Raw genomic sequence first — 24,689 nt, 5'->3', positions numbered from 1 at the left:
GACTGAACCTCCAAATGGAATCAATTTTTTCTCAAGGTTCGTTTTTTGCTAAGGGACTGGTCTTTAGAAAGAGCCAGGTGCCAAAGGACCACCAGCCGAGGAAAGTGAGGTACGCGAAAACCGGGTAAAACCAGGGCCGAAAGTCGAACAGGCCGGCATTCTTGACCATGAGGCCGTATCCGACGCTGAACGCGCCGAAGGTGAGGATATAGAGGTAGAAGAAAGGCTGGCGGCGCGGCAGGAACCGCAAAAAGAGCATGACCGTAAAGGTCCATCACGGCGGGGAGAGAAAATTCTGTCCCAGCACATTAAAGAGTCCGGCGTTTTTGAACCAGATGATGTGGAACAGATTCTGAAAAAGGGCGACGACGACCATATCGCCCAAGCCCCCGGTGATCAGGCCGTAACAGAGATACTCCTTGTAATCGCGCCTGGGAACGAAGATCAGGCTTAAAACGAAGGTGATTGTCAGGTAAACTGGGTAAAACAAAATCGTTACCATGCCATGGCCTTTCTGGTAGGTACCCTTTCTTTTCCGGTTGGGTCCATGACATAGTTTAACCTGAGGGAAAAGCAGTATACAACGGGGTGGCTGCCCTGCCGGAAGTTATCCGGCGGTGAGCGCATACCGTTTTTCCAGGTAGATCAGGTCATTCCTTCGCTGACAGGCATTTTTGGGAAGATGCGGTACCCCGATTTTTGGTACGGTATCGTTTCCGTCCGCTCCGCATCATAAGGGCATCAACCCCTCATTCCGGCAATTCCGCGAAGATCTCGTGGATATTGCCGTCGGGATCGGCGAAAAACGCGGTCCGCTGCCGCCACGGCATATTCTCCGGTCCCCGGACCGGCACCGCTCCCTTGGCCACCAGTTCGTCGTAACACTGATCGACCGCCGCCGGACTCCCACAAGGAAAGGCCAGTTCCACGATTTGGCCACTGGCCGCCGTTTGAAACTGTTCACTGTAACCATGCATCACGCTGCGCATGCAGAGCGCGAACCGCACCCCCTCATGGGCAAACTCGACATAATTGCCCCCTGACACCAGGATTTTAAAGCCCAACACTTCCTGGTATATAAGTTGAATTAAATTTCTAATAAGCATCATGTCCCTAAGACCGGCCATGATGGGAAATTTTAAAGGATTTAATTCAACTTATTACTGCTGTAATAGGATGAAATAAATTCCGCTTTGGTTCATTTGCATTCGGCTTTAGGAATGCAAATCTTAAAAAGAAATTTATTTCATCCTATATGAATTGTTTCATTGTCGCGATATCGTCGGTCCAGATCGTAATTAAGCTGATCTTGGCTTCCATGGTCTCAACCCTTTCCTTTTCATTTTTCGTCCACGATTTTCGCAAGAATTCCATCCCGGCCCGCCATGGAGCCGGGACGGATCGTATCCGTTTGTTTCAGGGATTGGCGCCCACCCAGCGCCGGTAGAGCTCTTCCAGCTCTGCCGCGAGGGTTTCGCGCTCCTGATACAAGGCCTGCAAGCGCTGGCTGTCGGCGTTATAAAGCTGCATCTCCCGGTCGATGAAGACCAACTCGGCCTCGCGGGCGGCGATGGTCCGTTCGAGATCGGGTTCCAGCGCGGGCGGAACCGGCTTCGTCCGGGGCCCGGTAGGAGCTTTGGCGGGACTTTTCGGCTGGCGCTGCCGTTCCGAGTCCGGGTCCGGCTCCGGGCCGCCGGCCGATTGACAGGAGCGGAAGGCGTCGTAGCCGCCTATGAAATTACGAAGCTTGCCGCCGCTGAATTCTGCGATCCGGCTGGGAAAACGGTTCAGCCAGTATCGATCGTGGCTGACAAAAACGATCGTGCCTTGAAATTCCGCCAGCGCCGCTTCCAGCCATTCGCGGGAGGCGATGTCCAGGTGATTGGTGGGTTCGTCCAGAAACAGCAGGTTCAGCTCATCCTGCATCAGCAGGCAGAGTTTCAGGCGGCTTTTTTCCCCGCCGGAGAGGGCGGCGACCTTTTTGGCCAACGCCTCGCCCCGGAAGTGAAACCGCGCCAGTATCCGCCTGGCGTCATACTCGGAGAGCCGCCGTTCCCGCCGGAACAGCTCCAGTACGCCGGCGGCCGGATCGGAAAAGGCGATCACCTGGGGCAAGTAGCCATAACGGATGCTGGGCCCGATCCTCACCTGGCCCGAATCGGGCGGCTCCGCTCCGGTCAGGACCTTCAAAAGGGTCGACTTTCCGGTGCCGTTGGCGCCGAAGATCGCCACCCGTTCCCCCTGCCGGACCCGGAGATCCAATCCGTTCAGGATCGGCCGGCCGTCGTAGGCTTTGACCAGCCCTTGGGCGACGATGACCTCCTGGCCCGAGAATTCGGCGGAGCGAAAACGGGTTTGCAGCGTTTCCGCGGCGAGGGGCCGCTCGGTTTGACCGATGCGGGCGGCCCGTTTCTCGATATTGAAAGCCTGCCGGTGCATGGCCGGATTGTCGGCGGCCTTGGCCCATTCGTGCAGCCGGTGGGCTGCCGCCTCCAGGCGCCGGATCTCCCGCTGCTCCAACTGGTACTGCTCCAGGCGTTCCCGCTGGCGCTGCTCTTTTTCACGCCGGTACGCGCTGAAGTTGCCCGAATACAGCTCGACCCGGCCGCCGCTCAGATCCGCGACCCGGTTGACCACCCGGTCCAGGAAATACCGGTCATGGGAGATCAGCAGCACCGTCCCGGGATAGTCTTGGAGAAACTCTTCCAGCCATTCCAAGGAGGCGGTGTCCAGGTGGTTGGTGGGTTCATCCAGCAGGAGCAGCGTCGGGGCCTGAAGCAACAGGCGGCCCAACCGCACCCGGGTCTGCTCGCCGCCGCTCAGACTGTCGAATTCCCGCTCCAGCCAGTCCTGGCCGATCGCCAGGCCGAGACGGACCCGGGTCATCCGCTCGTCGATACCGTAACCGTCGAGGGCTTCAAACTGCGCTTGCAACCGGCCGTATTCTTCCAGCCGCGCCGGCGCCGGGTCGCTGCCGAGCAGGGCGGCGCAGCGGGATAGGGCCGCTGCGATGGCGCGCGCCGCCGCGAAAGCCGACTCCAGCACCTCCCGGACCTTTACCCCCGCCGCCGGCTCCGGCAGCTGTTCCAGAAAGCCCAGCGTCGCTCCTTTGCGCAGGGCGACCTCCCCGCTGTCGCAATGCTCCCTGCCGGCGAGAATCTTCAGCAGCGTGGTTTTGCCGGCGCCGTTCTCCCCCAGCAGCGCGACCCGCTCGCCCCGCTGAACCGCGAAACTGACCCCTTGCAGAACCGGATTGGCGCCATAGGATTTATGAATATCTTTCAGTGCGATCTCGATCATGATTGCTCCTTCCCACCCGGGAATCCATGCTTTGAACAAGCCATTCCGCCCGGGCGGTTTTAGAGCAGCGATCGGGAGCGCCGCGGCGCTCCGTTATACTATAAAACAAAACCCGGGCAAGCAATCTCCCGGGTGTTTTCGATCCGAATCTAAATTTTGGAAATGACGATGGCTTGCTCAAGCGAAGTTATGAATTTTGGACAGACTCCTCCCTGTGATCGCTTGAAAATGCGAAATACAAGCTACACAATAGGCGAGCCGGCTCAAAATTCCCTTCACCGAGCTTTGCGCGGTCATCATTTCACCTCCTCAAAAAGCTACTCCTTATAATTTACCACCGATGGAAAAACATTGCAACCAAAAATTTTCCAACGGCAGTTTGTTACCTCATTCATTCCGGCAAGCCCGGAATTACCGTTTGACCCGCGCGTTCCCCTGCCAGATGCTCCAGACCTGCTCTTCATCGGCGGGTTGGGCGTAGTCGGTCAGGAAGGTGGTGGCCATGGCGCCGCTGGCCCAGCCGAACTGGACCCACTGCTCCGGTTCCCAGCCCTTCAGGACCCCGTAGAGCAGGCCGCCGACGAAGGCGTCGCCGCCGCCGATCCGGTCGAGGACGGTGATCGGACGCGGTTCGATGACGTGCCAATTCTCGCCCTCCAGCATGATCGCGCCCCACATATGGTTGTTGGCATTCATCACCTGGCGCAGGGTGGTGGCAAAGACCGAAGCGTTCGGAAAGGCTCGCTTGACGCGGCCGATCATCTCCTTGAAGCCCTCGATCTTGGCGGCCAGGTCCTTCCCACCGGCTTCCGGTCCCTCAATGCCCAGGCAAAGCTGAAAATCTTCTTCGTTTCCGACCAGAATGTCGGAGATGCCGGCGATTTCGGTAAAGATGGCGCGCAGTTCCTGCTCGCGGCCTTTCCAGAACGAAGCCCGGTAATTCAGGTCAAACGAGATCCGGGTGCCGTACTGCTTGGCCGCGCGGGCCAATTCCAGGCAGAAAGTGCTGGTCTCGGGCGACAGCGCTCCGATCAGTCCCGACAAATGTAGTATCTGCACGCCTTCCCGGCCAAAGAGCCGGTCCAGGTCGAAATCCTTGACATTGAGCGTTCGGCCGACCTCGCCGGCGCGGTCGTTCTGAACGCGCGGGCCGCGGGAGCCATAGCCGCAATCGGCGATGTTGAACTGGTGGCGGTAGCCCCAGGGACCGCCCTGCGGGACTTCCTTGCCCTCGTAAGCCATATGCCGGCTGGCCAGGTTGTTCTTGATCATCTGGGCAATCGGGCTATCCTTGACAAAGGTGGTCAATACTTTCACGGGCAGTCCAAGGTAGGACGAGATGCTCGCCACATTGGTCTCGGCGCTGGTGACGTACATCGTAAACGCCTCGCTGCAGTGGACCGGTTGGCCGTTGGCCGGAGTGAGGCGTACTCCCATGCTGGTGGGAACGACCAGGGAATAAGCGAATTCTTTCCGTAGTTCGATTGTCATGATAAACCTCCCTTTGATTGGATTGGCTTGCGGCTCTTTTTCGCGCAAATCCGCGTCGCAGCCTTGTGACCTTCTTAAATTAATGTAACATTTTTCAATAATGAAGTAAATGATTGTTCTTGCGATCACAAAATGGGAGGTTCGTCTCGCAACGGACTACGGCGTTTATCCCGCCGCTGCTTCTTTTCAGTCCCGGCCGGCCCGGGCCAGCCGCAGCAGGGCGGCGATGGCGATGGCGATCGTCTTCCGCTCGGCCTTTTGGTACAACGCGTCTTTCTCTTCCAAGGTCAGTTGTTTCGCCAGAAAAATGTTGGAGTCGGTCCCGACCACGGCGCCGGTCCGCAGGCCGCGCAGGGCCCCCACCGTAAAGACGGTGGCGCATTCCATCTCCGAGACCGCCGCCTCGGTCTCCTTAAAGGTCTCATTCAATTCGCGGTTCTGGACATAATAGGCGTCCCGCGTGAAACTGACCCCCGTGAAGCAGGGCTCGCCATTCAAGGTTTCCCGGGCCGCCTCCAGCAAGGCTTGGGTAACCTGGACCGTGGCCACCGCCGGATAGATCCCGGGCAGGTAGGCATTGCTGGTGCCGTCGCCCTTGATGGCGGCATTCACCACCACCACACTGCCGACCGGGATGTTCTCCTTGCGGCCGCCGGCCGACCCGACCCGGATGAAGGTATGGGCGCCGATCCGGGCCAACTCCTCGATGGCGATGGCCGTCGAAGGCCCGCCGATCCCGGTGGAACAGACGCTGAGCCGGACGCCGTCCTTGACCCCGGTGTAGACCACATATTCGCGGTTTTCGGACACTTTCTCAAAACTGTCGAACTGCTCGGCGATGCGCCGGGCCCGGGCCGGATCGCCCGGGATCATGACGTACTCCGCGACATCCCCCTGGCGGCAGCGGATATGTTTTTGCAACGTAGGATCGTAAGTCACTTAGAATTCCTCCACAAAAAGATTGACGAGTTTTCGTTGGTCGAACCGGATCAGTCCCCGGTCGGTGATTTTCAACAGCGGACTGACCGGGAGACTGTTGGTGCTGAGCGACATCACCGGATTAACGTGCCGGTATCCCAAATGGCGCAGGGCCGCGGTCACCGCCGCCAGCTCCCGGCCGATGCTTTCCATGTCTTTCCCGGAGAGGATGCCGCCGATGGGCAGCTCGATTCCAGCCAGCACCCGGCCGTCCTCCACCGCGTAATAACCGCCCTGGCTGCCAATGACCGCATTGACCGCCCGGACCAGGTCGGCCGGGTTCTGGCCCACCGCCAGGATATTATGGTGATCGTGGGCGTAGGAGGTCGCCACCGCACCCCTTTGGATGGTGTCGCCGGTAACCAGGCCCAGTCCGATGGCATTGTCTTTGCCATAACGCTCGAAGACCGCGATCAGGCAGTACGGGGAATGCTCCCAATCCAGGTAGCCGTCACGTACCCCCACCGCGGCGATGATCTCATCGGTCGCCGTCGTGCCGTCCCGGACTCCGATCACCCGGCATGAGACCGTCCCGGCGGCGCTGGGGGCCGGGATCCGCAAGTCGGCGGCGCTGATCGGCCCCCGCCGGATACTCCGGTAAAAGCTCTCGGGAAACGGCGCGGGCGGTTCCGGGACGGCCGTCCGGATCGGATCCCCCGCCCCGTACACCGCCACGCCGTTCTTATAGACGCTTTCGATGGTAAAAGTCTCCCGGTCGGCCAGGATGACCAGATCGGCGATCTTGCCCGGCGCGATGCTGCCGCGGTCGTTCCGGTTCATCCGGCGGGCCGGGGTATAGGTTGCGCAGTAGAGGGCTTCCTCCAGTGGCATGCCCAGGGCGACCGCCTTGCGGATCAGCCGGTCCAGATGGCCCTCGCGGACCAACTTGTCGGCCATCACGTCGTCGGTCACCAGCGCGATATGCTCATAGAGCTGGTTGGCGACAAGATAGGTCACGATTTCGGGGGTCAATGACTTCTCCTGGATCTCGATGAACATTCCGGCCGCAATCTTCTCCGCCAGGCTGGCCACAGTCTGTTGGGTATGATCGGAGCCGACCCCGGCCGCCAGCACCTTGGCCAGCCCCATCCCGGCCACCTTGGCGCAATGGCCCTCGATGGGCAGGCCGGGGCGGTTTTTCCGGAAGAACTCCAGCAGCCGCTGGGTCTTGGTCTCCGTGCCGTGAATGATGTCATAACAATTCATGACCTCGCCGAGGCAGATCACCCGCTCGTCCGCCAGCAGCTCGGCCAGTTCGGTTTGGCCGATAGTCCCGCCGGTGGTTTCAAACTCCGGCGCCGTCGACGGCACCGAGCTCGGCGCGGCGCAAAAGATATCCACCGCCGCGCCCTTCCCGGCCGCGAGCATCGCCCGCACTCCGGCGAGGCCGAAGACGTTGGCCATCTCGTGCGGTTCGGCGACGATGGTGGTCACGCCGTGTCCGATGATGGCCGCGGCAAAGGCCCGCGGCGTGGCCATCGAGCTCTCGATATGCATGTGAATGTCGATAAGGCCGGGAACGATCGTTTTGCCGGCGGCGGCGACGGTATGCCGGTATTCCAGGCCCAACGGCCCGGCGTCGCCCACGAAGACGATCCGGCCGGCGTCGATGACGATGTCCGCCGCGCCGAAACGTTTCCGGTAGGAATTGAATACTTGGCCGCCTTGGATCAGCAGGTCCATCGTTTCCAAAGCTTCATCTCCTTTTGCCGGGCAGCCGCTCCGGTCCGGACCAAAGGCCGCGGCCGGCTACCGGCGAAACTCCCGCAGCGCGCTGCGGGAGTCTTTTCGTTTTGTTGCCAATTCAATTGGGTATCACGGTCAGGCGGTCTCAGGCCGATCCTCCCCTCCCTCACGACTGGGGAAGAAACTAGAGGAGCCGTCCCGGAGCCGCGCCTGGCCGTTCCGGCGGGAACGGGAGGCTTCAGTCGGCGATCTCCTCGTTCCAGCGTTGAATCCATTTGGGCATCACGCCGTTGATATAGCTGAAATCCAAGGCCTTCATCTTCTTGAAGACTTTGGCGCCGTAGGTCAGGCCCACCGCTTCCTCCTCGGTCAGCACCACCTTCTTGTTGACCGGCGAATCCAGTTTATCCAGGGCGTTGGCCCGCTGCACCTTCTCGCTCAGCCACCAGTCGATGAATTTGTACGCCAGGTCGACATTCTTGGAACCCTTGACAATATTGATGGTATTGCGGTTGGCGACGGAGCCCTCTTTGGGGTCGACATAGACCGCGCTGGGAATGGCCTCCTTGATCTTGGGGAAGGCGAAATCCAGGCCGACGCCGACGACCACTTCCTTCTGGATGAAAAGGTTGTTCAGATCCGACGACTTGGTATAGATCTTGACCACGTTGGGCTTTAAGGCGACCAGCTGGCTGAAGGCCTTAGAATCATTCTTGGCCATGGCGGTGCCGGCCTTGATGGCCCCCGCCTGGATCATCGCCGGGCCCGAGGTGATCGTGATGTCGGGGATGGTGATCTTCTGTTTCAGGTCCGGCCGCCAGAGGTCGGCCCAGGATTTGATCGGCTTGGCGACCGCTTTGGCATCATAGATGATGCCGGTGCGGTTCATGGTGTAGGCCGGACCGTAGCCGTCCTTGACCGGCTTTTTGGCCACATCGTAAAGGTATTTGAGGTTGGGGATCTTCCGGGCGTCGATCTTCTCGAAGACCCCGGCCTTGGCGCCGTCCAGCGCATAGGATTCCGCCAGCGTGATCACGTCGACGGAGCTGTTTTTCATCAGTTTCAATTTGTTCAGGCGCTCGCCGTTGTTCCCGACCTCGAGCACGATCTTGACGTTGTTCTCCTTCTCAAAAGGACCGAAGACATTCTTGCGGAACTGGTCTTCATTATATCCCCAGGTGGAGACGACCAGCGTCCGTGGCTCGCCCGCGGCGAAGACTACTCCCAAAGCACAGCTTAAGACCAACAATCCCAGCAGCAACCCGATGATTTTCTTCATTTTCGCGCACCCTCTCTATACTAAGATGATTTTCTCCCCGGGCAGGTTCAAAAACACCGCGTCCCCCGGCTGATACAAATGGTCGGCGGCGCTGTTGACCACCAGCGGCCCCAGCTTGGTGTCGATGATATATTGATACTGCTTGCCCAAGAACGTACTGATAGCCACGGTCCCCTCGACCGTGTTGGTCGCGGCGGCATCCCCCCGCTTCCCGATCAGGATCTCATCGGGACGGATCGCGCCTTTGCAGCGGTCCCGCCCCCGCCCGTGATTGGGCAGCGCGAAGCGGTGGCCGAACGGCGAGACGTAACCGGCCGACGCGGCGTCGCTCCCCTGCCGTTCCAGCTCGATGAAGTTCTCGAATCCGACGAAGCGGGCCACGAATTCGGTGGCCGGCGCCTGGTAGATGTGTTGCGGGCTGTCCAGCTGCTCGATGATCCCGCCGTTCATGATCGCCACCTTGTCGGAGATGGAGAAGCACTCCTCCTGGTCGTGGGTGACATAGACCGAGGTGATCTTCAGCTCCCGCTGGATCCGCTTGATCTCCACCCGCATCTTGACCCGTAGCTTGGCGTCCAGATTGCTTAAGGGTTCGTCGAAGAGGAGCAGATCCGGGTTGATCACCAGCGCCCGGGCCAGGGCCACCCGCTGCCGCTGGCCGCCCGAGAGCTCCTTGGGATAGCGTTTGGCGTACTCCCCCAGGTCCACGACATTCAGGATCGCCCGGATGCGCCGTTCCGCCTCCCCTTTGTCGACCTTCCGCAGCTTCAGGCCGAAGCCGACATTATCGAAGACATTCAGGTGGGGAAACAGAGCATAGCTCTGAAACACGAAGCCGAAGTTCCGCTTGTGCACCGGGACCCGGGTGTAATCCCGGCCGTCGAAGAGAAACTGCCCGGAGCGGGCCTGGATAAACCCGGCGATGGTCCGCAGGGTGGTGGTCTTGCCGCAGCCGCTCGGCCCCAGCAGCGCCACCAGCTCGCCCTGCTCGATGGCCAGGTTCAGGTGCTCCAGCACCACATGGTCCCCATAGGCGACCGCGATATCTTTCAATTCCAATAAACTCATCTTTCATCCCCCAGCTGTTACTGCAGTGAATCGTTCCGCTCCGGACCCACCCCATCCGGCTTCCGTTCGCTCGACGGCAAGCGGAGGTAAGGGGGAGTCCTGGCATTAAAGCTTCGTTTCGTAATGTTTCCACCCGCTCCCGTGCCGTCCCCATCAGTGCGGAACCAAGACGATCCGGGACCTATTCTCCAGCTCCTTCCCTGTAGGGCAATGTCGTCAAGCTATCGTGGGATAAAATGGAAATATATTTCATGACAAGCTGCGAACTCCAAAAGCGACCTCTCTCCCGGCCTCTCCCCGGCGATGCTGATTTCGAAGAAAAGTACTCGACGGGGAGAGGTGAATCTCCCAAAACTCGGGCCTATCTTTTAGGCCATCGCTGAGACTTCCAAGAGGCCCAAGTTTCAAGCTCCGTCATCCCTCTCCGCTGAATCCGCTTCTTTGAATCACATCGTCGGAGAGGGCCGGGGTGAGGTCGTTTTTAGGCATCTCAGACTTTTTTCGTATTCATCCTCGTGTACTAGGCGGACAATGTTTCATCCCATAATATGTTATCATCGCTTGACGACATTGCCTTCTCAGGGAAGGAGCGGAGGATAGGTCCGGTTCCAGGTTTTCCCCGGCGCTATTTGGCCACCACATTCAGGCCCAGGGTCCGCTCGACGATGTACATCAGCACGGCGGTCATCGCCATCAGCACCACCGACAGCGCGGCGATGGTGGGATCGAAATAATACTCCACGTAGCTCATCATCTGAATCGGCAGGGTACTGATGCCCGGGCCGGTCAGGAAGACCGATACCGGAACGTTATTGAACGAGTTGATGAAGGCCAGGATGAACGAGGCGATCACTCCGGAAGTGATATTGGGCAGGACGATCAGGAAGAAGGTCTTGACCCGGTCCGCGCCCAGCGATACGGCGCATTCCTCGATGGAATAGTCCAGATTGTCCAGGCTCGAGGAGATCACCCGGATGATATAGGGCAGAATCACCACGGTATGCCCCAGCAGCAGGCTGGGGAAGACCGGCAGGCCGACCTGGGCGATGAGCAGCTTCAACAGGGAGAAGCCCAGCACGATCCCGGGCACCAGCACCGGCGACATGAAGATCCCCTTGAGCAGCTCCTTGCCGGGAAAAGCGTAGCGGCTCAGGCCGTAGGCGGCCGGCAGCCCCACCAGAAAGGCGATCAGCGTGCCGAGCGCCGCCAGTTCCAGGCTGATGACGAAGGTTTTCACGAACATCTCGACCCGGAAGATATTGGCCAGCCAATGCAGGGAGAAGCCGCTGGGCGGAAAGGTCAGATAGGATTCCTTGCCGAAGCCGGCCACGGTGATGATGACCAGCGGGAAAAGGAGAAAGGCATAAACCAGGCCGGTGAATAACGCGAGTCCCTTATGTTTCATGACAAGCCCGCCTTTCCTTGCAGCCGGGCGGTACAGCGGTTGATCGCCGCGCTGACCAGCAGCGTGGTCAGGATCATCACGGTGGCGATCACGGCGGCGCCGTTCCAGTCGGAGAGGGTCATGGCGTTCTGGTAGATCAACGTGGCCAGGACCTTCGACTTATTGCCGCCCAGGAGCTGCGGAGTGGTATACGCGGTAAAGCTGCCGGTGAAGACCAGAATGCTGCCGACGATCAGCCCCGGAATGCTCAAAGGGAAAACCACCTTGAGGAAGGAGCGGAATTTCGAAGCCCCCAGGCTTTCAGCCGCTTCCACCAGGTCGTGATCGATATTCTCCATCACGCCGATCAGCGACATGATCATCAGCGGTAAAAACAGGTTGACAAAACCGATCACGATGGCGAACTCGTTATACAACAGTTTCAACGGCTCATCGATGAGCTTCAGTCCCAGCAGGGCCTTGTTGACCAGCCCGTACTTGCCCAGGACCACCATCCAGCTGAAACTGCGCACCACCGGACTGGTCAAAAGGGGGAACACCGCCAGGATGGTATAGACCCCCTTCAGATTCTGGCGGGCCTTGGATATGTAATAGGCGGTCGGGAAGCCGGCCAGCACCGCGATCCCCGTCGCAATCAGCGACAGCCGCAGCGTCCGCAGGTAGATCCGGAGGTAAAACTCGTCGCCGAAGAAATCGGCATAGCGGGCGAGGCTGAAGCCCCGCTCCCCCTGAAAGGTCATGGCCACGGTCGAAAAGAGCGGGACCAGCAGGAACAGGGTGATCACGATCAGGCCGGGCAGCAGCAGGAGATAGACTGACTTATTGCGCATGGTGACCCTTCTTTCCACGGTCGGCGGTGTCCGGAGCCGCGGCGCAGCTCTCGCGGACGATCAGCTTGGGGAAGAGCGTCACCGCTTCGGGGGTGTCGTCCCCTTCCTTGATCTGGCGCAGGATCAGGTCGACGACCAACGCGCTCATCCGTTCCATCGGGTATTCCACGGTGGTGAGCGCCGGGGCGCTCTCGCGGGCGAGCTCGATATTGTCGAAGCCGATCAGCGAGACATCCTCGGGCACCCGGACGCCGCTCTTATTCAGATAATGCAACGCGCCGATGATCATCAGATCGTTGGCCGCGATGACCCCGGTGATCTCGGGATGGGCCTGATACAGCCGTTTCATGGCCTCAAACCCGCTGGGCATCGTGTAATCGCCGTAACCGATGGAGGCTTCGTCGGCGGCGATGCCGTATTCGACCAGCGCCCGCAGGTAGCCTTCCTTGCGCCGGGCGGAGATCTCCATTCCGGCCGCGCCGCCCAGATAGGCGATGCGCCGGTGGCCCAGGGATATCAGGTGCTCGGTGGCGATGAAGGCGCCGTAATTGTTGTTGACCGCGACCGAATTGATCCGGGCGTTGGGAGTCTCCCGGTCCAGCACCACCATGGGCATGTTTTTGCTCCGGGCGGCCTGGATCACTTCCATGCTGCGGTGGGAGGAGGCATAGATCAGGCCGTCCACCCGGTGGTCGATCAACTCGAACATGGCGTCGTCGTTCGGCGCTCCCTCCAGGTTAAACAGGAGAATATTGTAGGCGAAGCCATTGGCGGCCGCGCTCAAATGCCGGGCCATCCTGCCGAAGAACGGATTTTCGATGTTCGGCACCACCAGGCCGATGGTCCGGGTCTCGCGGTTCCCGGAATCGCGCGCCAAGGGCTGGTAATTCAGCGCCTTGATCGCTTCCAAAACCCTGACGCGGGTCTCCGCCCCGACATAGCCGGTGCCGTTCAGGACCCGCGAGACGGTTGCAATCGAGGCGTTCGCCAGTTTTGCCACTTCTTTGATATTGGCCATCGGCCCTCCGTTGTGAAAATGTTTTCATATGCGCCCCCCGGTCCGGCGGCCGCGCCGGGGCCGGAATAAGCGGCGTTTCAATTCAATACGTGCTGTTAATCGCCATTTTCATCGAGAACCATCCGGTTTCCCGGAGCCGGTCCCCTGACATTCTCTTCGTGCGACTATGAAAATGTTTTCACATTTTGTTTTCGACGGGTCGGAGAAAACTCCTTTCGGTTGAAATATTACATTTTAATGTCATGTTCGTGTGAAGATACCTTCCTCATTTCCGGTCAGCGTTGGTCGCGGATCCCAAACTCCGGCCAGCTCTCCAAGGGCATCTCCAGCTTGACCACTTTGCGGGCCTCCCGGTAGCAACCGTCCAGCTCCGCCAGTTGCGCATGAAACAGGTGCGCCATCTCCTTGATCCGGGCCTTCAGCGCATGATATTGATTGTCGAGTTCCAGCGCCTCCCGGTAGATCCGGTCGTAACGTTCCAGGAACGGGTCGTCCAGGCCGCGCCGGGCCATCCGCGCGGCATGGGCGTTGACGCCGGTGAGCATCACCTGGGAATTCCGGAGTTGGGTCGCAATTGAACGGGGCATTTTCCATTCCTCCTTATTGATTCGTCTGACGCCGCGCGGCGGTTCCCCGCTGCGGCAGGCCACAACCCCGCTCCGCCCTGTGGCGGAGACGAGCGTTGCATCCACTACCAATATCATATCATGAATGAAACGCGGCGCAGTACCGGTTCCGTATTCATTTTGTACGGGTGGAAGCCCGCCACGATTGCCTTCCAAGCGGACTCAAGGGGTAAGTTCCATTGGGCCTAAAACACGACTCACCCCCTGAGTTTCCCTGTTGGAATGGAGCGCCATTTTTCCGTAAACAATTCCTTCCAACAAGGAAAGCTCCCGGCCCTGAAACCGCGCGGGAGCGATCCGAATAACCTATCCGGAGAGGTGAAACCGTTTTGGAGATTCGCCAAGTTTTTGCGGGAGCCGCCGAGGAAAATCCGCCGGCGGCCCCATCCTATCGCTATTGTCCGCTCTGCCGCGCGGCGTTGCTTCAAAAAGAGGAAGGCGGCAGATTGCGGCGGGTCTGTCCGGCCTGCGGCTTTATCCAGTATCGGAACCCGGCGGCCGGGGTATCGGTGCTCATCGTCCGGGACGGCAGGGTGTTGATCGGCCGGAGGGGCCCCGGCGGTGTCGCGGCCGGAAAATGGTGCCTGCCCGGCGGATTTATTGAATATGATGAGGATTTTCTGACCGCCGCCAAACGGGAGGTCCTTGAGGAGACCGGGTTGGCGGTGCGGCTCAGAGGGATCGTCAATGTCGCCAGCAATTTCTTATCCCCCGTCCTCCATACGCTGGTCATCGCCTTATGGGCGGAGATTCGCCACGGTTCGCCGCGGCCCGGGGATGATCTGACGGAGCTGCAATGGGTCGGGCGGACCGGTCCCTTTCCGGACATGGCGTTTGCAGCCGACCGCTATCTCATCGGCAGCTTCCGGCCGGACCATGGCACCGGCCTTCCCGTCGACGGGAGATTCGCTTAGCCGCCTCAACCTGACATTCCCCTGCCACGGCGAGCCTTCCCGCTTGCCGGGCGGACTCGCCCGGCGACGGGATGAGTTGCCCCGGGGCCCGGATCTGACCTTCCGTTGCCAGGGAGAACCGGCCCGCGCTCCGGGATAGCTCTTCCGCCACGCGGGAGAGGTGATCCGGAGCCCGGGAAGCGCGATCCCGGATGCGGGAGAAGTGATCCCGGACTCGGGAAAGCTCGCCCGGGCCACGGGGCAGCCGCGCCGCGCCGGAGCGGAGCCGCCGCACGGCTCAGGGAAGATCGCCGGAGGAATGCGGAGCCGCCAGGAGAATCCGGATCACTTGCCCCGTTCTCACCAGCGTCCTCGGTTTTACGACGGCGTGATCGAGCAGGATCCGCCCTTCTTCGATCGCGCTCACGATCCGCTCCCGGCTCCAGTCCTCAATCTGGCGGGCCAGCAATTTATCCAGCCGCCAGCTGCCCCGCACCGCGCGGAGGGCGATCGCCACTTCCGGCACGCCCCGCTTCAGGCAGTGTTCGACCCGGAGCGTCTCGGCAGAAAATTCTCCGGGCCGGACCGCTTCATCCCGGACCGGACCTTCAGCCCGGGAGCGCGCGGAGTAACTTCCGATTTTCCTGTTCCAGGTGTGGCCGTTCTCACATTTGTAAATCGCGTATTCGTAAATTTGCTTGCCATTGGCATTGTGCCGCCTTTGGCGGGAATCCGTAAACCATACCTTTCGTCCGCAGTTCGGGCAGTGCCGCTGCACCGCCCCGTTCTGACAATCGCAGAGCTCCCATTCCAGACAGAGCTTTTCCATGGCGCCCTTCACCCTTTCTGTAAATTCGGTAAAGGAACGCAACAAAAAAGAAGCCCCACTTGAGGCTTCCGCAGAATTCATGGGAAATCATTGCGTTCCTTGTAATGGCCAAAAAGGCACGACATACCGAAACAAGGCCGCCCCTTCAGCGTGGGGCAACCCCGGTTCAAAACGGTAAGTCGTGCGGTTTTCATTTGTCCATTACAAGGTAGACGGCAAACGAATCGCTCCTTTTTCTGGAATGATTTTAATTATAACCCATCGCTTCCGAGTTGACAATCGTCTTTTCCCAATTCGTTCCTTCGTTCCGAGGTTTTGCTGCCCGCGGCCCCGGTCCACTGCCAGGCATGCTCATGCCTACGGTCCAGGCTTTCCTCAAAAGCGAATGGTTTCGCGCCGGGGAAGCGCCAAACTTTTTTCGCGGCGAGTCAATAACGACGGAATCCCCGTCGTAAAATAAGGAGCAGAAGGAAAGGAGCGGTATTCTTTGATCCGACCGCTGCGACGGCTTTTACGAATCAAAGCGCGCGTCAAAACCCTTTGGGATAGCGGCGTCCAAAAAGCCCGCCTCTTCGAAGCGTTGTGATAAACCCTGCCCGAAGGTCAGGGTGAACACAAAAGCTCAGAAAAGCAAGTGATAAAGTCGTTTTGAAATCCTCTTGCCAGTCGAATCGTTTGGAAAGAGACTTTATCACATGGCTTTTAAGGCGGCAGACTTACGCCCTCTGGCTGGCGTACAAAGATCCGCGTGTTCCCTGGTACGCGAAGTGGCTGGCGGTGTTGGTCCTTGGCTATGCCTTCAGCCCCATCGATCTGATCCCCGATTTCATTCCGGTGCTCGGTTATTTGGATGATCTGCTCCTGGTTCCGCTCGGGATCAAGCTGCTCATTCACTGGATTCCCCGGGAGGTACTGGCCGAATATCAGGAGCGGGCCGAGTCCGAAGCACGCGCTCATCCCAAAAACTGGCGCGCCGCCGCGATCATCGTGATCCTCTGGGTTCTGGCCTTATTATGGTTGGGGATGAAGTTGGTGAAGGGTTTTCAAAAATGATGAGGAGTAGAGTCTTTTATCTCTTCTTTTACAGCAATTGATTCACAAATTCTTTAATCGAAAGAGCCGCTTCATAAGCTTCTTGAGCCTGAGCCGCCGAGATATTGTCAAAAAAATCTCCGGGATAGCGGGCCTCAATTGCATAGGCATTCAAGATTTCAACCGTACTTTGCAGATTAATGAATTCTTCATGGATTTCAGTACATTTTTTCAATAAAAACATTAAATCATGTGTTTTGAGAAGTTCGCCCTTTTTCGCCAAAAGATATGTCTTTAGCAGTTTCTCTACTGCCTGCTGAGCTAAATAGCAATTAACCGGGGCCAAAAACTCCGGATCGTCCTTTAAATTATTGGCAATCGTCCGTAAGTCTTGAAGGGAACGTCCGAACCACTTACCGGGATCAATCGAGTCGACCATAAACAACTCTCCCTTCTTTGACAATTTGTGAAGTAAAAGAGTTCGGTTCCGCCAACGCTTTTCGCAATTCTTCAGTCGTACAGGTCATTAGATCCAGCGGATTATCGATCATTCCGATCAAACGGCGCAGTTTTAAGCTGCGTTCCCGGTTCGATAAGGTTTTTTCTTCATCCCAGACCACCAACAGATCGAGATCCGATTCGGGATTATCGAGACCCTTCGCCACAGAACCAAAGAGAATAATCGTCCGTGGTCGGATCTGTGTGGTAATTCGGCGAGTTAATTCGCAGACAATCTCTTCTTTGCCCATCGCGTATCCTCCAAACCAGATAAGATGAAGCGATTATCAACTCATTTTATACTTTATTATATCGTAGATTGCCGCAAACGAAAAGACTGCCAGGTCTTGGAAAAGCTTACGACGAATTTCCGGCCCAAGCGGCTGGATTACGACAGCCAGTGGAAAAAGACGAGTCCCAGGAGCGAGGTGATGAGGGTGACCGGCAAGCCCGCCTTCAGATAATCGGCGAACCCGATCCGGACGTTATGGCGCTTGGCGATCTCGACCACGATCAGGTTGGCGATGGAGCCGGTGATGGTCAGATTGCCGGCGAAGGTCGAGAAGAGCGCCAGGGCTTGCCACCAGGCGGCGGCCCCGGTCTCGGGCAGGAAGAACTTGAGCAGCAGCACCGCCGGGACATTGCTGACCAGATTGGATAAGGCCACCGTCAACAGGGCGAAGACCGCCCGGTTCTGCAAGTCGACCCAGCGGGCCGCCTCCCGGACCAGCAGGCGCGCCAGCCCGCTCTGTTCCAACCCGCCCACCAGCACGAACAGGCCGGCGAAGATGATCAAGAGGTTGAAATCGATGCTGGCATAGATCTTATTCGGCTTGACCCGCCGCGTGATCAGCAGGAAGGCCGCGCCCAGGCTGGAAGTGAGCGCCAGATCCTGGCCGGCGATATAGCCCGCGATCACCAGCGCCAGCACGATCAGGCTTTTGAATGCCAGATAGCGATGGCAGCCGACCCTATCCTGCTCCAGCGCAGGAAGCGGGCCTTGCAGCTCCCGCCGGTACAGCCGGGCGATGACCCAGTAGGCGCAGGCCAGGCCGGCCAGGGCCACGGGCAGCGCGGTCCGGAAATAGGTCAGGAACGGCACGCCGGAGAGACTGGCGATCAGGATATTCTGGGGATTGCCGAGGAAAGTGGCGGCGCTGCCGATATTGGAGGCGATGGCCACGCCGAGCAGATGCGGCAGCGGATTGCAGCGCGCCTTGGCGCAAACCAGCAAGACGATGGGCGTGAATAGCAGGCAGACGATGTCGTTGATGCAGACGGCGGAGAGCCCGCCGCTGATGAAGATCACCGCCAGCAGCAGTTGCCGCCGGGTGGCGACGCGGCGCAGCAGCACCGAGCCGATCAGGTCGAAAAAACCGGCCACCTTGAGGTTGGCAATGACGATCATCATAAAGAACAGAATCAGCAGGGTCCGGAAATCGATGGCCCGGATCGCCCCAGCGAAATCGAGCACGCCCAGGCCCACCATCAGCGTCGCGGCGATGATCGCCGCCCCGGCCCGGTCCACCCGGAAGACCGGGCTCTTGCCCAGCGAAAAAACGATCAATACCAATCCCAACAGCAAACCGGCCCGTACCATCATGTCCTGTCCCTCATCTTGTTGCGCTCATGGATGTCCCGTCTATCATAGGCCATCGGGACGCCGCTGTCAATGGCGGAAGAAGCGTTTTTGGGCCATTCGCGGTAATGGCCGGCGGGGATCGGCATCCAGCGCTCCCGTCCGCGCGGAACGAAGAAAAACCTTCCGCGCGAACCGGAAGGTTGGAGAGGTTTTTCGCTGCGCCAGTCTTTACGGCAGCAGCGGTTGCGTCTTCAGCAGCCGGCGTCCGGCGATGCCGGGCATGGTCATCTCCTTGACATTGAAGATGGTGTCGATCTCCTCGTCCGTGAAGATTTGCTTCTCGCGCAACAACTCGCGGACGGTCTTGCCGGTGACCAGGGCTTCGTGGGCCAGGGCGGCCGCCTGCTCGTAACCCACGTGCGGATTGAGCGCGGTGATCACGCCGATGCTGTTCTCCAGGTACTCTTTGCAGCGTTCGCGGTTGGCGGTGATGCCCCGGATGCATTTTTCGGTGAAGATGTTGATCCCGTTGGTCAGGATCGCGATGCTCTGCAACAGATTATAGGCGGCCACCGGCTCCATTACATTCAACTCCAGCTGGCCGGCGCCCACCGCCAGGCCGATGGTCAGATCATTGCCCGCCACCTGGAACGAGATCTGGTTCACGACTTCGGCGATGACCGGATTGACCTTGCCGGGCATGATCGAGGAACCCGGCTGCACCGGCGGCAGGTTGATCTCGGCCAGGCCGGCCCGGGGCCCCGAGGCCAGCAGGCGCAGGTCATTGGCGATCTTCGACAGGCTGAGGGCCAGGATTTTCAGGCGCGCCGACACGTCGGCCAGCGCGTCCAGGTTTTGGGTCGCATCGACCAGGTCCGAGGCGGCGATCAGATCGAGGCCGGTGATCTCCCGCAGCCTGCGGGTGACCACCAGCGCGTAGTTGACGTCGCAATTTAGCCCGGTCCCGGTGGCGGTGGCTCCCATGTTGATCAGCTGCAGCTCTTCCAGGGAACGCTTCAGCCGGACCCGGTCGCGGGCGATCATCTTGGCATAGGCCGCGAATTCCTGGCCCAGCCGGATCGGGACCGCGTCCTGCAGATGGGTGCGGCCGACCTTGAGCACATCGTCAAACTCCCGGCTCTTCGCTTCCAGGGCGGCCAGCAGGCCGCGCAAGGCATCCTCCAACCCGGCGGCCATCTTGAGCGCGCTGATCCGGATGGCGGTCGGGAAGACGTCGTTGGTCGATTGCGACATATTGACGTGAGTATTGGGTGAGACCAGCGTGTAATCGCCCTTCCGGCCGCCCAGGATCTCGATGGCCCGGTTGGCGATGACCTCGTTGGCGTTCATGTTGATGGAGGTGCCGGCCCCACCCTGAATCACGTCGACCACGAACTGGTCGTGGAATCTGCCTTCCATCACTTCTTCGGCTGCCGCGATGATGGCCCGGCCGATCCGGGGATCCAGAATGCCCACATAGATGTTGGCCTCGGCGCAACTTTTCTTGATCATGGCCAGGGACCCGATCATAAATGAATTCAACCGGTAGCCGGTGATCGCAAAATTCTCCAAGGCCCGGGCACTCTGAATGCCGTAATAGGCATCGGCGGGGATCTCCTTGGTCCCCAGGGAATCGCTTTCCATTCTAACATTCACCGGTCAACATCTCCTTCATCCCGGGTAAGTACCGATTCTCCGGCTCCGGCGCAGCTTCCGGACCAGGCAGGCTCAGATCGTTGGCGATGGGGGTCAAAAAGAGTTCCCGGACCGCCGCGAAGCCGGAGGCCTGGCCCAGGGCCCACATCAGCTTGGTGACCGCCGCCTCCGTGGTCATGTCGTAGGCCGGAATGACCCGGCTTTGCAGGAGCTTGCGGCCGACCTCGTAGAGGTTCAGGTTGCCCCCTTCCAATAAACACTGGGTGGTGATGACGACGACCACGCCCGCCGCGACCAGCTCGTTCACCTTGACCAGCAGATTGCCGGCGCCCAGGAAAGGGATCCCGCCGCTGCCGTAGCTCTCGATCACCACCCCCCGGTATTTTCCCTTGATGAAATCGAAGATATCCGGAGTGACGCCGGGCATCAGTTTCACCAGCATCACCTCGGGAGCGATCGCGTCGTAGAACCGCTCGCCGGCCTCGGCCGGCGGCCAGCTATAATAGGGGTTGTAAGCGATCTCCGCTCCGTAGATGCTGGCCACCGCGGGGTAGTTGACGCTTTCGAAAGCATTGTAGCTCCGGGTGCGGATCTTGACCGCCCGGCAACCATTGATCACCTGGCCGTTGAAGACAATGTACACCCCGGCCCGGCCGTCACAGGCGTAGCGGACCGCATCCCGGAGATTGGTGGGACCGTCGGTCTTTGAGGCGGCCATCGGTTTTTGGGATCCGGTAATGACAACCGGTTTCCGGCTGTTCTGCAAGAGATAGGAGAGCATCGCGGCGGTGTAGGCCAGCGTATCGGTGCCGTGGGTGATGACAAAACCGTCGTAGGCGGCATAGTTCCGGCGGACGGCTTCCGCTATCGCCAGCCAGTGCCGGGGCTGCATATTGGTGCTGTCGATATTCATGATCGGCAGGGAATCAACCTCGCAGATCCGTTGGACTTCCGGGATGAATTCCAACAAGATATCGGGGCTGTAGACCGGGGTTAGGCCGTCGGCTCCGTCCGATGAAGCGATGGTGCCGCCGGTTCCAATGCATAAGACCCTTTTCATGCCAACCCCCTCCTGAGTCCATCCTTATGTATCAATTTCACGAAAAGTTTCCTGGATGCCCAGCAGAGCATCCCTTTTTTCGGTCTATTTTTATGGTAAACTATCTGCTATAATGATGTCAAACGATAAAAACAATCAAATCAATCGGGAAAACCGATAGGAGATAGGGACCGATGGAACTGAAACACCTCCATACTTTCCGGGTGCTCGCCAAGGAGCTAAGCTTCAGCAAGGCCGCAGAAACCCTGAATTACGCCCAATCCAGCGTCACCGCCCATATTCAGGCGCTCGAGGACGAACTGGGAGTGCCCCTCTTCGAACGCCTGGGCAAGCGGGTCGTGCTGACCGCGGCCGGGCAACGCATGGTAGCCGCGGCCCAAAAAATGCTGTCCCTCGCGGACGAGATCAAAAGCAGCGTGCCGGGGTCCGAAGTCCCGTCCGGAACCCTGACCATCGGCGCCCATGAGAGCCAATGCACCTACCGGCTCCCGCCCATTCTGCGGGAGTTCCGGTCCAGATACCCCCAGGTGCAGTTGATCTTCCGGCCGATCATCTCGGACCGCCATTCCCAGGAATTGTTGATCCAGGGCACGCTGGACGCCGCCTTCCTGCTGGAGTTGGCCGTCAAATCCGACCAACTGCTGGTGGAGCCGCTGGTCGAGGAGCGCATTGTGGTGCTGGCCCACCCCCAGCATCGCCTGGCCCGGTCGGAACGGGTCTCCCCCACCGACCTGGACGGCGAAGCGATCTTCACCACCGAACAGGGCTGCAGTTACCGGCAGCTTTTCGAACAATCGCTGCTGGCGGCCAGAGTCCAGCCAGGCGCCAAGATCGAATTTGCCGGCATCGAAGGGATTAAGCAATGCGTCATGGCGGGACTGGGAATCACCGTATTGCCGGAGATGACCGTGGCCCAGGAGATCGCCCGGGGCCAGCTGGCGCCGCTCGCCTGGGCAGGGCCGGATTTTCAAGTCTTCACCCAGGTGGCCTGGCACAAAGACAAATGGATCTCCCCCGCCCTCCGGGCTTTCCTGGAGATCACCCGGAATACCCTGCGGCCCAACGACCGGCCAATGGCAGCCAACGAAAGAATCTCTTGACAATAGTTTGATGTCAAACTATAATGAAGCCATGAACACCAGCGCCATTATCTCCCTTATCTCGAATATCCGGGAAAAAGCCAACCGTTTCATCATCCAGGAGATGGCGGAGCATGACATCAAAGGCTTGGTCCCTTCCCATGGCGATATCCTTTACGCGTTGTTCCAGCGGGACGCCCTGACAATGACCGATCTGGCCAAGACCATCGATAGAGACAAATCGACCGTCACCGCGCTGGTCGACAAACTGATCGGTTTGGGCTATGTGCTCAAGATCAAAGAAACTGCCGACAACCGGGTCAGCTTCGTCAAACTGACCGATCGGGGCCGGGCCTTAAAGCCGGCGCTCGATGCGATCTCCGGAAAACTCCTGGACCAAGCCTACCGGGATATCTCCGCCGCCGAACGGCAATGCCTGATCGAACTGTTGTCCAAGATCCAAAGGAACTTTTAAATTTTTTATCTTAATAGTTTGACGTCAAACTATTATCATAAAACACTGCTATTTTATGGAGGAATCAATGATGCAAAAGGTGAGCGCTTTTTTACAGGAAAACCCCGATGGCTACCTGGCCACGACGGAGGCAGGCAAACCCCGGGTCCGGCCGTTTCAGTTCCAATTTGAGGAAGACGGCAAATTCTATTTCTGCACCGCCACTACCAAACCCGTCTATCAACAGCTCCAACAGACCGCTTTTATCGAATTCTGCAGCAGTTCCAAGAATGGCGCCTGGCTCCGGCTGTCCGGCCCGATCGTTTTCAGCCCGGACCGTTCGCTCAAACAACGGATCCTCGATGCCAGCCCGATGATCCGCGGGATCTATCAGACTCCCGACAATCCGGTCTTCGCCATCTTCTATCTGGAGCATGGCCAGGCCAGCATCAGCGATTTTTCGGGAAATCCGCCCCAGACCTTCAATTTCTGATTTTGGAAAGGAACCCTTGCCATGAATGAAACCCTACGGACCATTCACAGCCTGCGCTCGATTCACGGCGGCTTTACGACGCAACGGATCGACGCCGCAGACTTGCAGGCCATTCTGGAAGCCGCGGTGCGCGCGGCCTCCGCTTCCGCCCGGCAGAGTTACTCGATCATTGTCGTGGACGATCGAGCGGACATGAAAGAATATCTCCAGTATGTCGGCGACAAGGCCTTGATCTTCTGCGTCGATTATAACCGGTTGGCCGATACCGCCGCTTATCTGCAGCAGCCTTTTGGGTGCGGCGGCCTGACCGACTTCATCACCGGCAGCACCGACACCATTCTGGCCGCTCAAACCGCGGCCATCGCCGCCAAGTCGCTGGGGATCGATTCGCTCTTCACCAACAGCATCCACCGGGGCGATCTGCGGCAGTTCTACGCCAAGTTTAACCTGCCCGGACAGCGTTGTTTTCCGCTGATCGCCCTGATTCTGGGGTACGCCGTCCATCCCGGTCAACCCAGCCGGGGCCGCTTGACCGGGCCGGGCATCATCCATCATGGCCAATACCGGCAACTAGCGGCGGCTGAAACCGGGCAGATTGTGGCAGCCTACGACCGGCCGGACCAGAATATGGGATTGATTTTTCGGCCCGATCCGTCCCAATCCCGCTATTTTGATTGGTTCTACAAGGTATGGTGCAAACCGAAAGACCCGGCCCAAGCAGAACGAAAACAGCTGGAACTCTACCAAGTTTTACAAACCACGGGGTTTCTCGATAACAAATATGGTTCGCCGGCTGAACCCGGCTGAATGCTTTATGGAAAGAAGCCCTGCAATCATCGATCGCAGGGCTTCGCCATCCGTATCGGCTAGCGCTTTTTCCCTATTTTAAAACGCTATCCGATTCCATTATCAACCCATGCATTGCAAGGAATAGACCTGATCATTATCAAATCCGCAGTCTTCAACCCACCGGTAAATACCCGGTCCAAATTCTCTCGAATAAGGCCGCTTGTATTTGGCGTCCCGGTAGAATTTCCAGACTCCGGAGAGGATCACGAACGAAGCGATCGAACCGTGATAGAAGGTATCGTTGGCGTAACATAAATCGGCTTCCTTTTCGAAGACATGCCGGTGAGCTCCGCGAAGATCGGCGTGTTGGAACAGGATCAGATGACCGGCCATGATAATGCCTCCTTGTCGAAGTTTCTATTTGGAAACAATCGCCGTGACTTTTCCGGTTTTAGCCGGGTTTATCACAGCTCTTTGAATCGTGGCCGTTTATAATGCAAGCCGAGCCGCGATCCAAAGCATGATATGTCGCATTATCCGTAAATGTTCTGCAACTTTAGAAGCCATGTGATAAAGTCCTCAAATTCGGAAATCATCCTTTCAATGGCCTAAAAAACGACTTTATCACTTGCTTTTCTGAGCT

At 58.8% G+C, this 24,689-nt stretch carries 26 protein-coding genes; 6 read left to right on the top strand and 20 right to left on the bottom strand.

Translation table 11 applies throughout. The features are described 5' to 3' along the window. Nucleotides 1–31: 31 nt before the first annotated feature. From EDC14_RS27190 to EDC14_RS03605, 13 genes are all read right to left on the bottom strand, one after another. Nucleotides 32–259, bottom strand: a complete 228-nt coding sequence (locus EDC14_RS27190; RefSeq protein WP_243662798.1) for a hypothetical protein — start codon at nucleotides 257–259, stop codon at nucleotides 32–34. Between the two features lie 15 nt (nucleotides 260–274). Beyond that, the gene (locus EDC14_RS27185; RefSeq protein WP_243662797.1) at nucleotides 275–502 is read right to left on the bottom strand and encodes a hypothetical protein; all 228 of its coding nucleotides are present in this window, start codon (nucleotides 500–502) and stop codon (nucleotides 275–277) included. Nucleotides 503–749: 247 nt separating this feature from the next. After that, nucleotides 750–1,106, bottom strand: a complete 357-nt coding sequence (locus EDC14_RS03655) for a VOC family protein (RefSeq protein WP_279388726.1) — start codon at nucleotides 1,104–1,106, stop codon at nucleotides 750–752. A gap of 310 nt (nucleotides 1,107–1,416) precedes the next feature. Next, nucleotides 1,417–3,300, bottom strand: coding sequence for a ribosomal protection-like ABC-F family protein (abc-f, locus tag EDC14_RS03650; protein ID WP_132012837.1), 1,884 nt, complete (start codon nucleotides 3,298–3,300; stop codon nucleotides 1,417–1,419). A gap of 411 nt (nucleotides 3,301–3,711) precedes the next feature. Beyond that, entirely contained in the window at nucleotides 3,712–4,791 is a 1,080-nt protein-coding gene (locus EDC14_RS03645; RefSeq protein ID WP_132012836.1) for a sugar kinase, read from the bottom strand. A 186-nt stretch (nucleotides 4,792–4,977) separates the two neighbouring features. After that, the gene (locus EDC14_RS03640) at nucleotides 4,978–5,730 is read right to left on the bottom strand and encodes a nucleoside phosphorylase (RefSeq protein WP_132012835.1); all 753 of its coding nucleotides are present in this window, start codon (nucleotides 5,728–5,730) and stop codon (nucleotides 4,978–4,980) included. Next, nucleotides 5,731–7,452 (bottom strand): adenine deaminase, encoded by a 1,722-nt coding sequence (locus EDC14_RS03635; protein WP_132012985.1) that lies wholly within the window; start codon nucleotides 7,450–7,452, stop codon nucleotides 5,731–5,733. A 241-nt stretch (nucleotides 7,453–7,693) separates the two neighbouring features. Beyond that, a complete protein-coding gene (locus EDC14_RS03630) occupies nucleotides 7,694–8,734 on the bottom strand; it encodes an ABC transporter substrate-binding protein (protein ID WP_132012834.1) in 1,041 nt (346 codons plus the stop codon). A gap of 15 nt (nucleotides 8,735–8,749) precedes the next feature. Further along, entirely contained in the window at nucleotides 8,750–9,802 is a 1,053-nt protein-coding gene (locus tag EDC14_RS03625; protein WP_132012833.1) for an ABC transporter ATP-binding protein, read from the bottom strand. Nucleotides 9,803–10,427: 625 nt separating this feature from the next. Further along, complete coding sequence (locus EDC14_RS03620) at nucleotides 10,428–11,207, bottom strand: ABC transporter permease (RefSeq protein WP_132012832.1); 780 nt, start codon at nucleotides 11,205–11,207, stop codon at nucleotides 10,428–10,430. Continuing rightward, nucleotides 11,204–12,037: an ABC transporter permease gene (locus EDC14_RS03615; protein WP_132012831.1), complete on the bottom strand. Its 834-nt coding sequence runs from the start codon at nucleotides 12,035–12,037 to the stop codon at nucleotides 11,204–11,206. The genes EDC14_RS03620 and EDC14_RS03615 overlap by 4 nt, the downstream gene beginning before the upstream one ends. Then, nucleotides 12,027–13,055: a LacI family DNA-binding transcriptional regulator gene (locus EDC14_RS03610; protein WP_132012830.1), complete on the bottom strand. Its 1,029-nt coding sequence runs from the start codon at nucleotides 13,053–13,055 to the stop codon at nucleotides 12,027–12,029. The genes EDC14_RS03615 and EDC14_RS03610 overlap by 11 nt, the downstream gene beginning before the upstream one ends. Before the next feature lie 275 nt (nucleotides 13,056–13,330). Then, the gene (locus tag EDC14_RS03605) at nucleotides 13,331–13,642 is read right to left on the bottom strand and encodes a hypothetical protein (RefSeq protein WP_132012829.1); all 312 of its coding nucleotides are present in this window, start codon (nucleotides 13,640–13,642) and stop codon (nucleotides 13,331–13,333) included. 368 nt (nucleotides 13,643–14,010) lie between these two features. Here EDC14_RS03605 and EDC14_RS03600 point away from each other — a divergent pair, with 368 nt between their 5' ends. Next, complete coding sequence (locus tag EDC14_RS03600) at nucleotides 14,011–14,595, top strand: NUDIX hydrolase (protein WP_165907764.1); 585 nt, start codon at nucleotides 14,011–14,013, stop codon at nucleotides 14,593–14,595. A gap of 277 nt (nucleotides 14,596–14,872) precedes the next feature. On the opposite strand, the gene EDC14_RS03595 is transcribed toward EDC14_RS03600, so the two are convergent. Then, complete coding sequence (locus tag EDC14_RS03595; RefSeq protein WP_165907763.1) at nucleotides 14,873–15,403, bottom strand: S4 domain-containing protein; 531 nt, start codon at nucleotides 15,401–15,403, stop codon at nucleotides 14,873–14,875. Nucleotides 15,404–16,051: 648 nt separating this feature from the next. Here EDC14_RS03595 and EDC14_RS03590 point away from each other — a divergent pair. After that, nucleotides 16,052–16,456: a YkvA family protein gene (locus EDC14_RS03590; protein ID WP_341540143.1), complete on the top strand. Its 405-nt coding sequence runs from the start codon at nucleotides 16,052–16,054 to the stop codon at nucleotides 16,454–16,456. 28 nt (nucleotides 16,457–16,484) lie between these two features. On the opposite strand, the gene EDC14_RS03585 is transcribed toward EDC14_RS03590, so the two are convergent. The 5 genes from EDC14_RS03585 to EDC14_RS03565 all read right to left on the bottom strand — a co-directional run bounded on the left by EDC14_RS03585 (nucleotide 16,485) and on the right by EDC14_RS03565 (nucleotide 21,231). Then, complete coding sequence (locus EDC14_RS03585) at nucleotides 16,485–16,874, bottom strand: HEPN domain-containing protein (protein WP_132012825.1); 390 nt, start codon at nucleotides 16,872–16,874, stop codon at nucleotides 16,485–16,487. Then, the gene (locus EDC14_RS03580; RefSeq protein ID WP_132012824.1) at nucleotides 16,858–17,184 is read right to left on the bottom strand and encodes a nucleotidyltransferase domain-containing protein; all 327 of its coding nucleotides are present in this window, start codon (nucleotides 17,182–17,184) and stop codon (nucleotides 16,858–16,860) included. The genes EDC14_RS03585 and EDC14_RS03580 overlap by 17 nt, the downstream gene beginning before the upstream one ends. A 137-nt stretch (nucleotides 17,185–17,321) precedes the next feature. Continuing rightward, nucleotides 17,322–18,536 carry an ArsB/NhaD family transporter gene (locus EDC14_RS03575; protein WP_341540142.1) on the bottom strand — a complete coding sequence of 405 codons (1,215 nt, stop codon included), beginning with the start codon at nucleotides 18,534–18,536 and terminating at the stop codon, nucleotides 17,322–17,324. Between the two features lie 207 nt (nucleotides 18,537–18,743). Continuing rightward, nucleotides 18,744–20,159, bottom strand: coding sequence for an aspartate ammonia-lyase (locus EDC14_RS03570; protein ID WP_132012983.1), 1,416 nt, complete (start codon nucleotides 20,157–20,159; stop codon nucleotides 18,744–18,746). A gap of 1 nt (nucleotide 20,160) precedes the next feature. Next, entirely contained in the window at nucleotides 20,161–21,231 is a 1,071-nt protein-coding gene (locus tag EDC14_RS03565) for an asparaginase (protein WP_132012823.1), read from the bottom strand. A gap of 173 nt (nucleotides 21,232–21,404) precedes the next feature. Between EDC14_RS03565 and EDC14_RS03560 the strand changes: the two genes are divergently transcribed. The 4 genes from EDC14_RS03560 to EDC14_RS03545 all read left to right on the top strand — a co-directional run bounded on the left by EDC14_RS03560 (nucleotide 21,405) and on the right by EDC14_RS03545 (nucleotide 24,064). Beyond that, nucleotides 21,405–22,331 (top strand): LysR family transcriptional regulator, encoded by a 927-nt coding sequence (locus tag EDC14_RS03560; RefSeq protein ID WP_132012822.1) that lies wholly within the window; start codon nucleotides 21,405–21,407, stop codon nucleotides 22,329–22,331. 10 nt (nucleotides 22,332–22,341) lie between these two features. Beyond that, on the top strand, nucleotides 22,342–22,785 hold the full coding sequence (locus EDC14_RS03555; RefSeq protein ID WP_243662796.1) for a MarR family winged helix-turn-helix transcriptional regulator: 444 nt from the start codon (nucleotides 22,342–22,344) through the stop codon (nucleotides 22,783–22,785). A 70-nt stretch (nucleotides 22,786–22,855) separates the two neighbouring features. Beyond that, a complete protein-coding gene (locus EDC14_RS03550; RefSeq protein WP_132012821.1) occupies nucleotides 22,856–23,257 on the top strand; it encodes a pyridoxamine 5'-phosphate oxidase family protein in 402 nt (133 codons plus the stop codon). 21 nt (nucleotides 23,258–23,278) lie between these two features. Then, entirely contained in the window at nucleotides 23,279–24,064 is a 786-nt protein-coding gene (locus tag EDC14_RS03545) for a nitroreductase family protein (RefSeq protein WP_132012820.1), read from the top strand. Nucleotides 24,065–24,166: 102 nt separating this feature from the next. Here the strand turns inward: EDC14_RS03545 and EDC14_RS03540 are convergent, their stop codons facing one another. Next, nucleotides 24,167–24,439 (bottom strand): beta/gamma crystallin-related protein, encoded by a 273-nt coding sequence (locus EDC14_RS03540; protein ID WP_132012819.1) that lies wholly within the window; start codon nucleotides 24,437–24,439, stop codon nucleotides 24,167–24,169. Nucleotides 24,440–24,689 lie beyond the last annotated feature (250 nt).

The sequence above is a fragment of the Hydrogenispora ethanolica genome (genome assembly GCF_004340685.1).
In the GTDB taxonomy this organism is placed as follows: Bacteria; Bacillota; UBA4882; order UBA8346; family UBA8346; genus Hydrogenispora; species Hydrogenispora ethanolica.
Note: the sequence above shows the minus strand (reverse complement) of the source record. Positions and strands in the feature narration are given on the sequence as shown.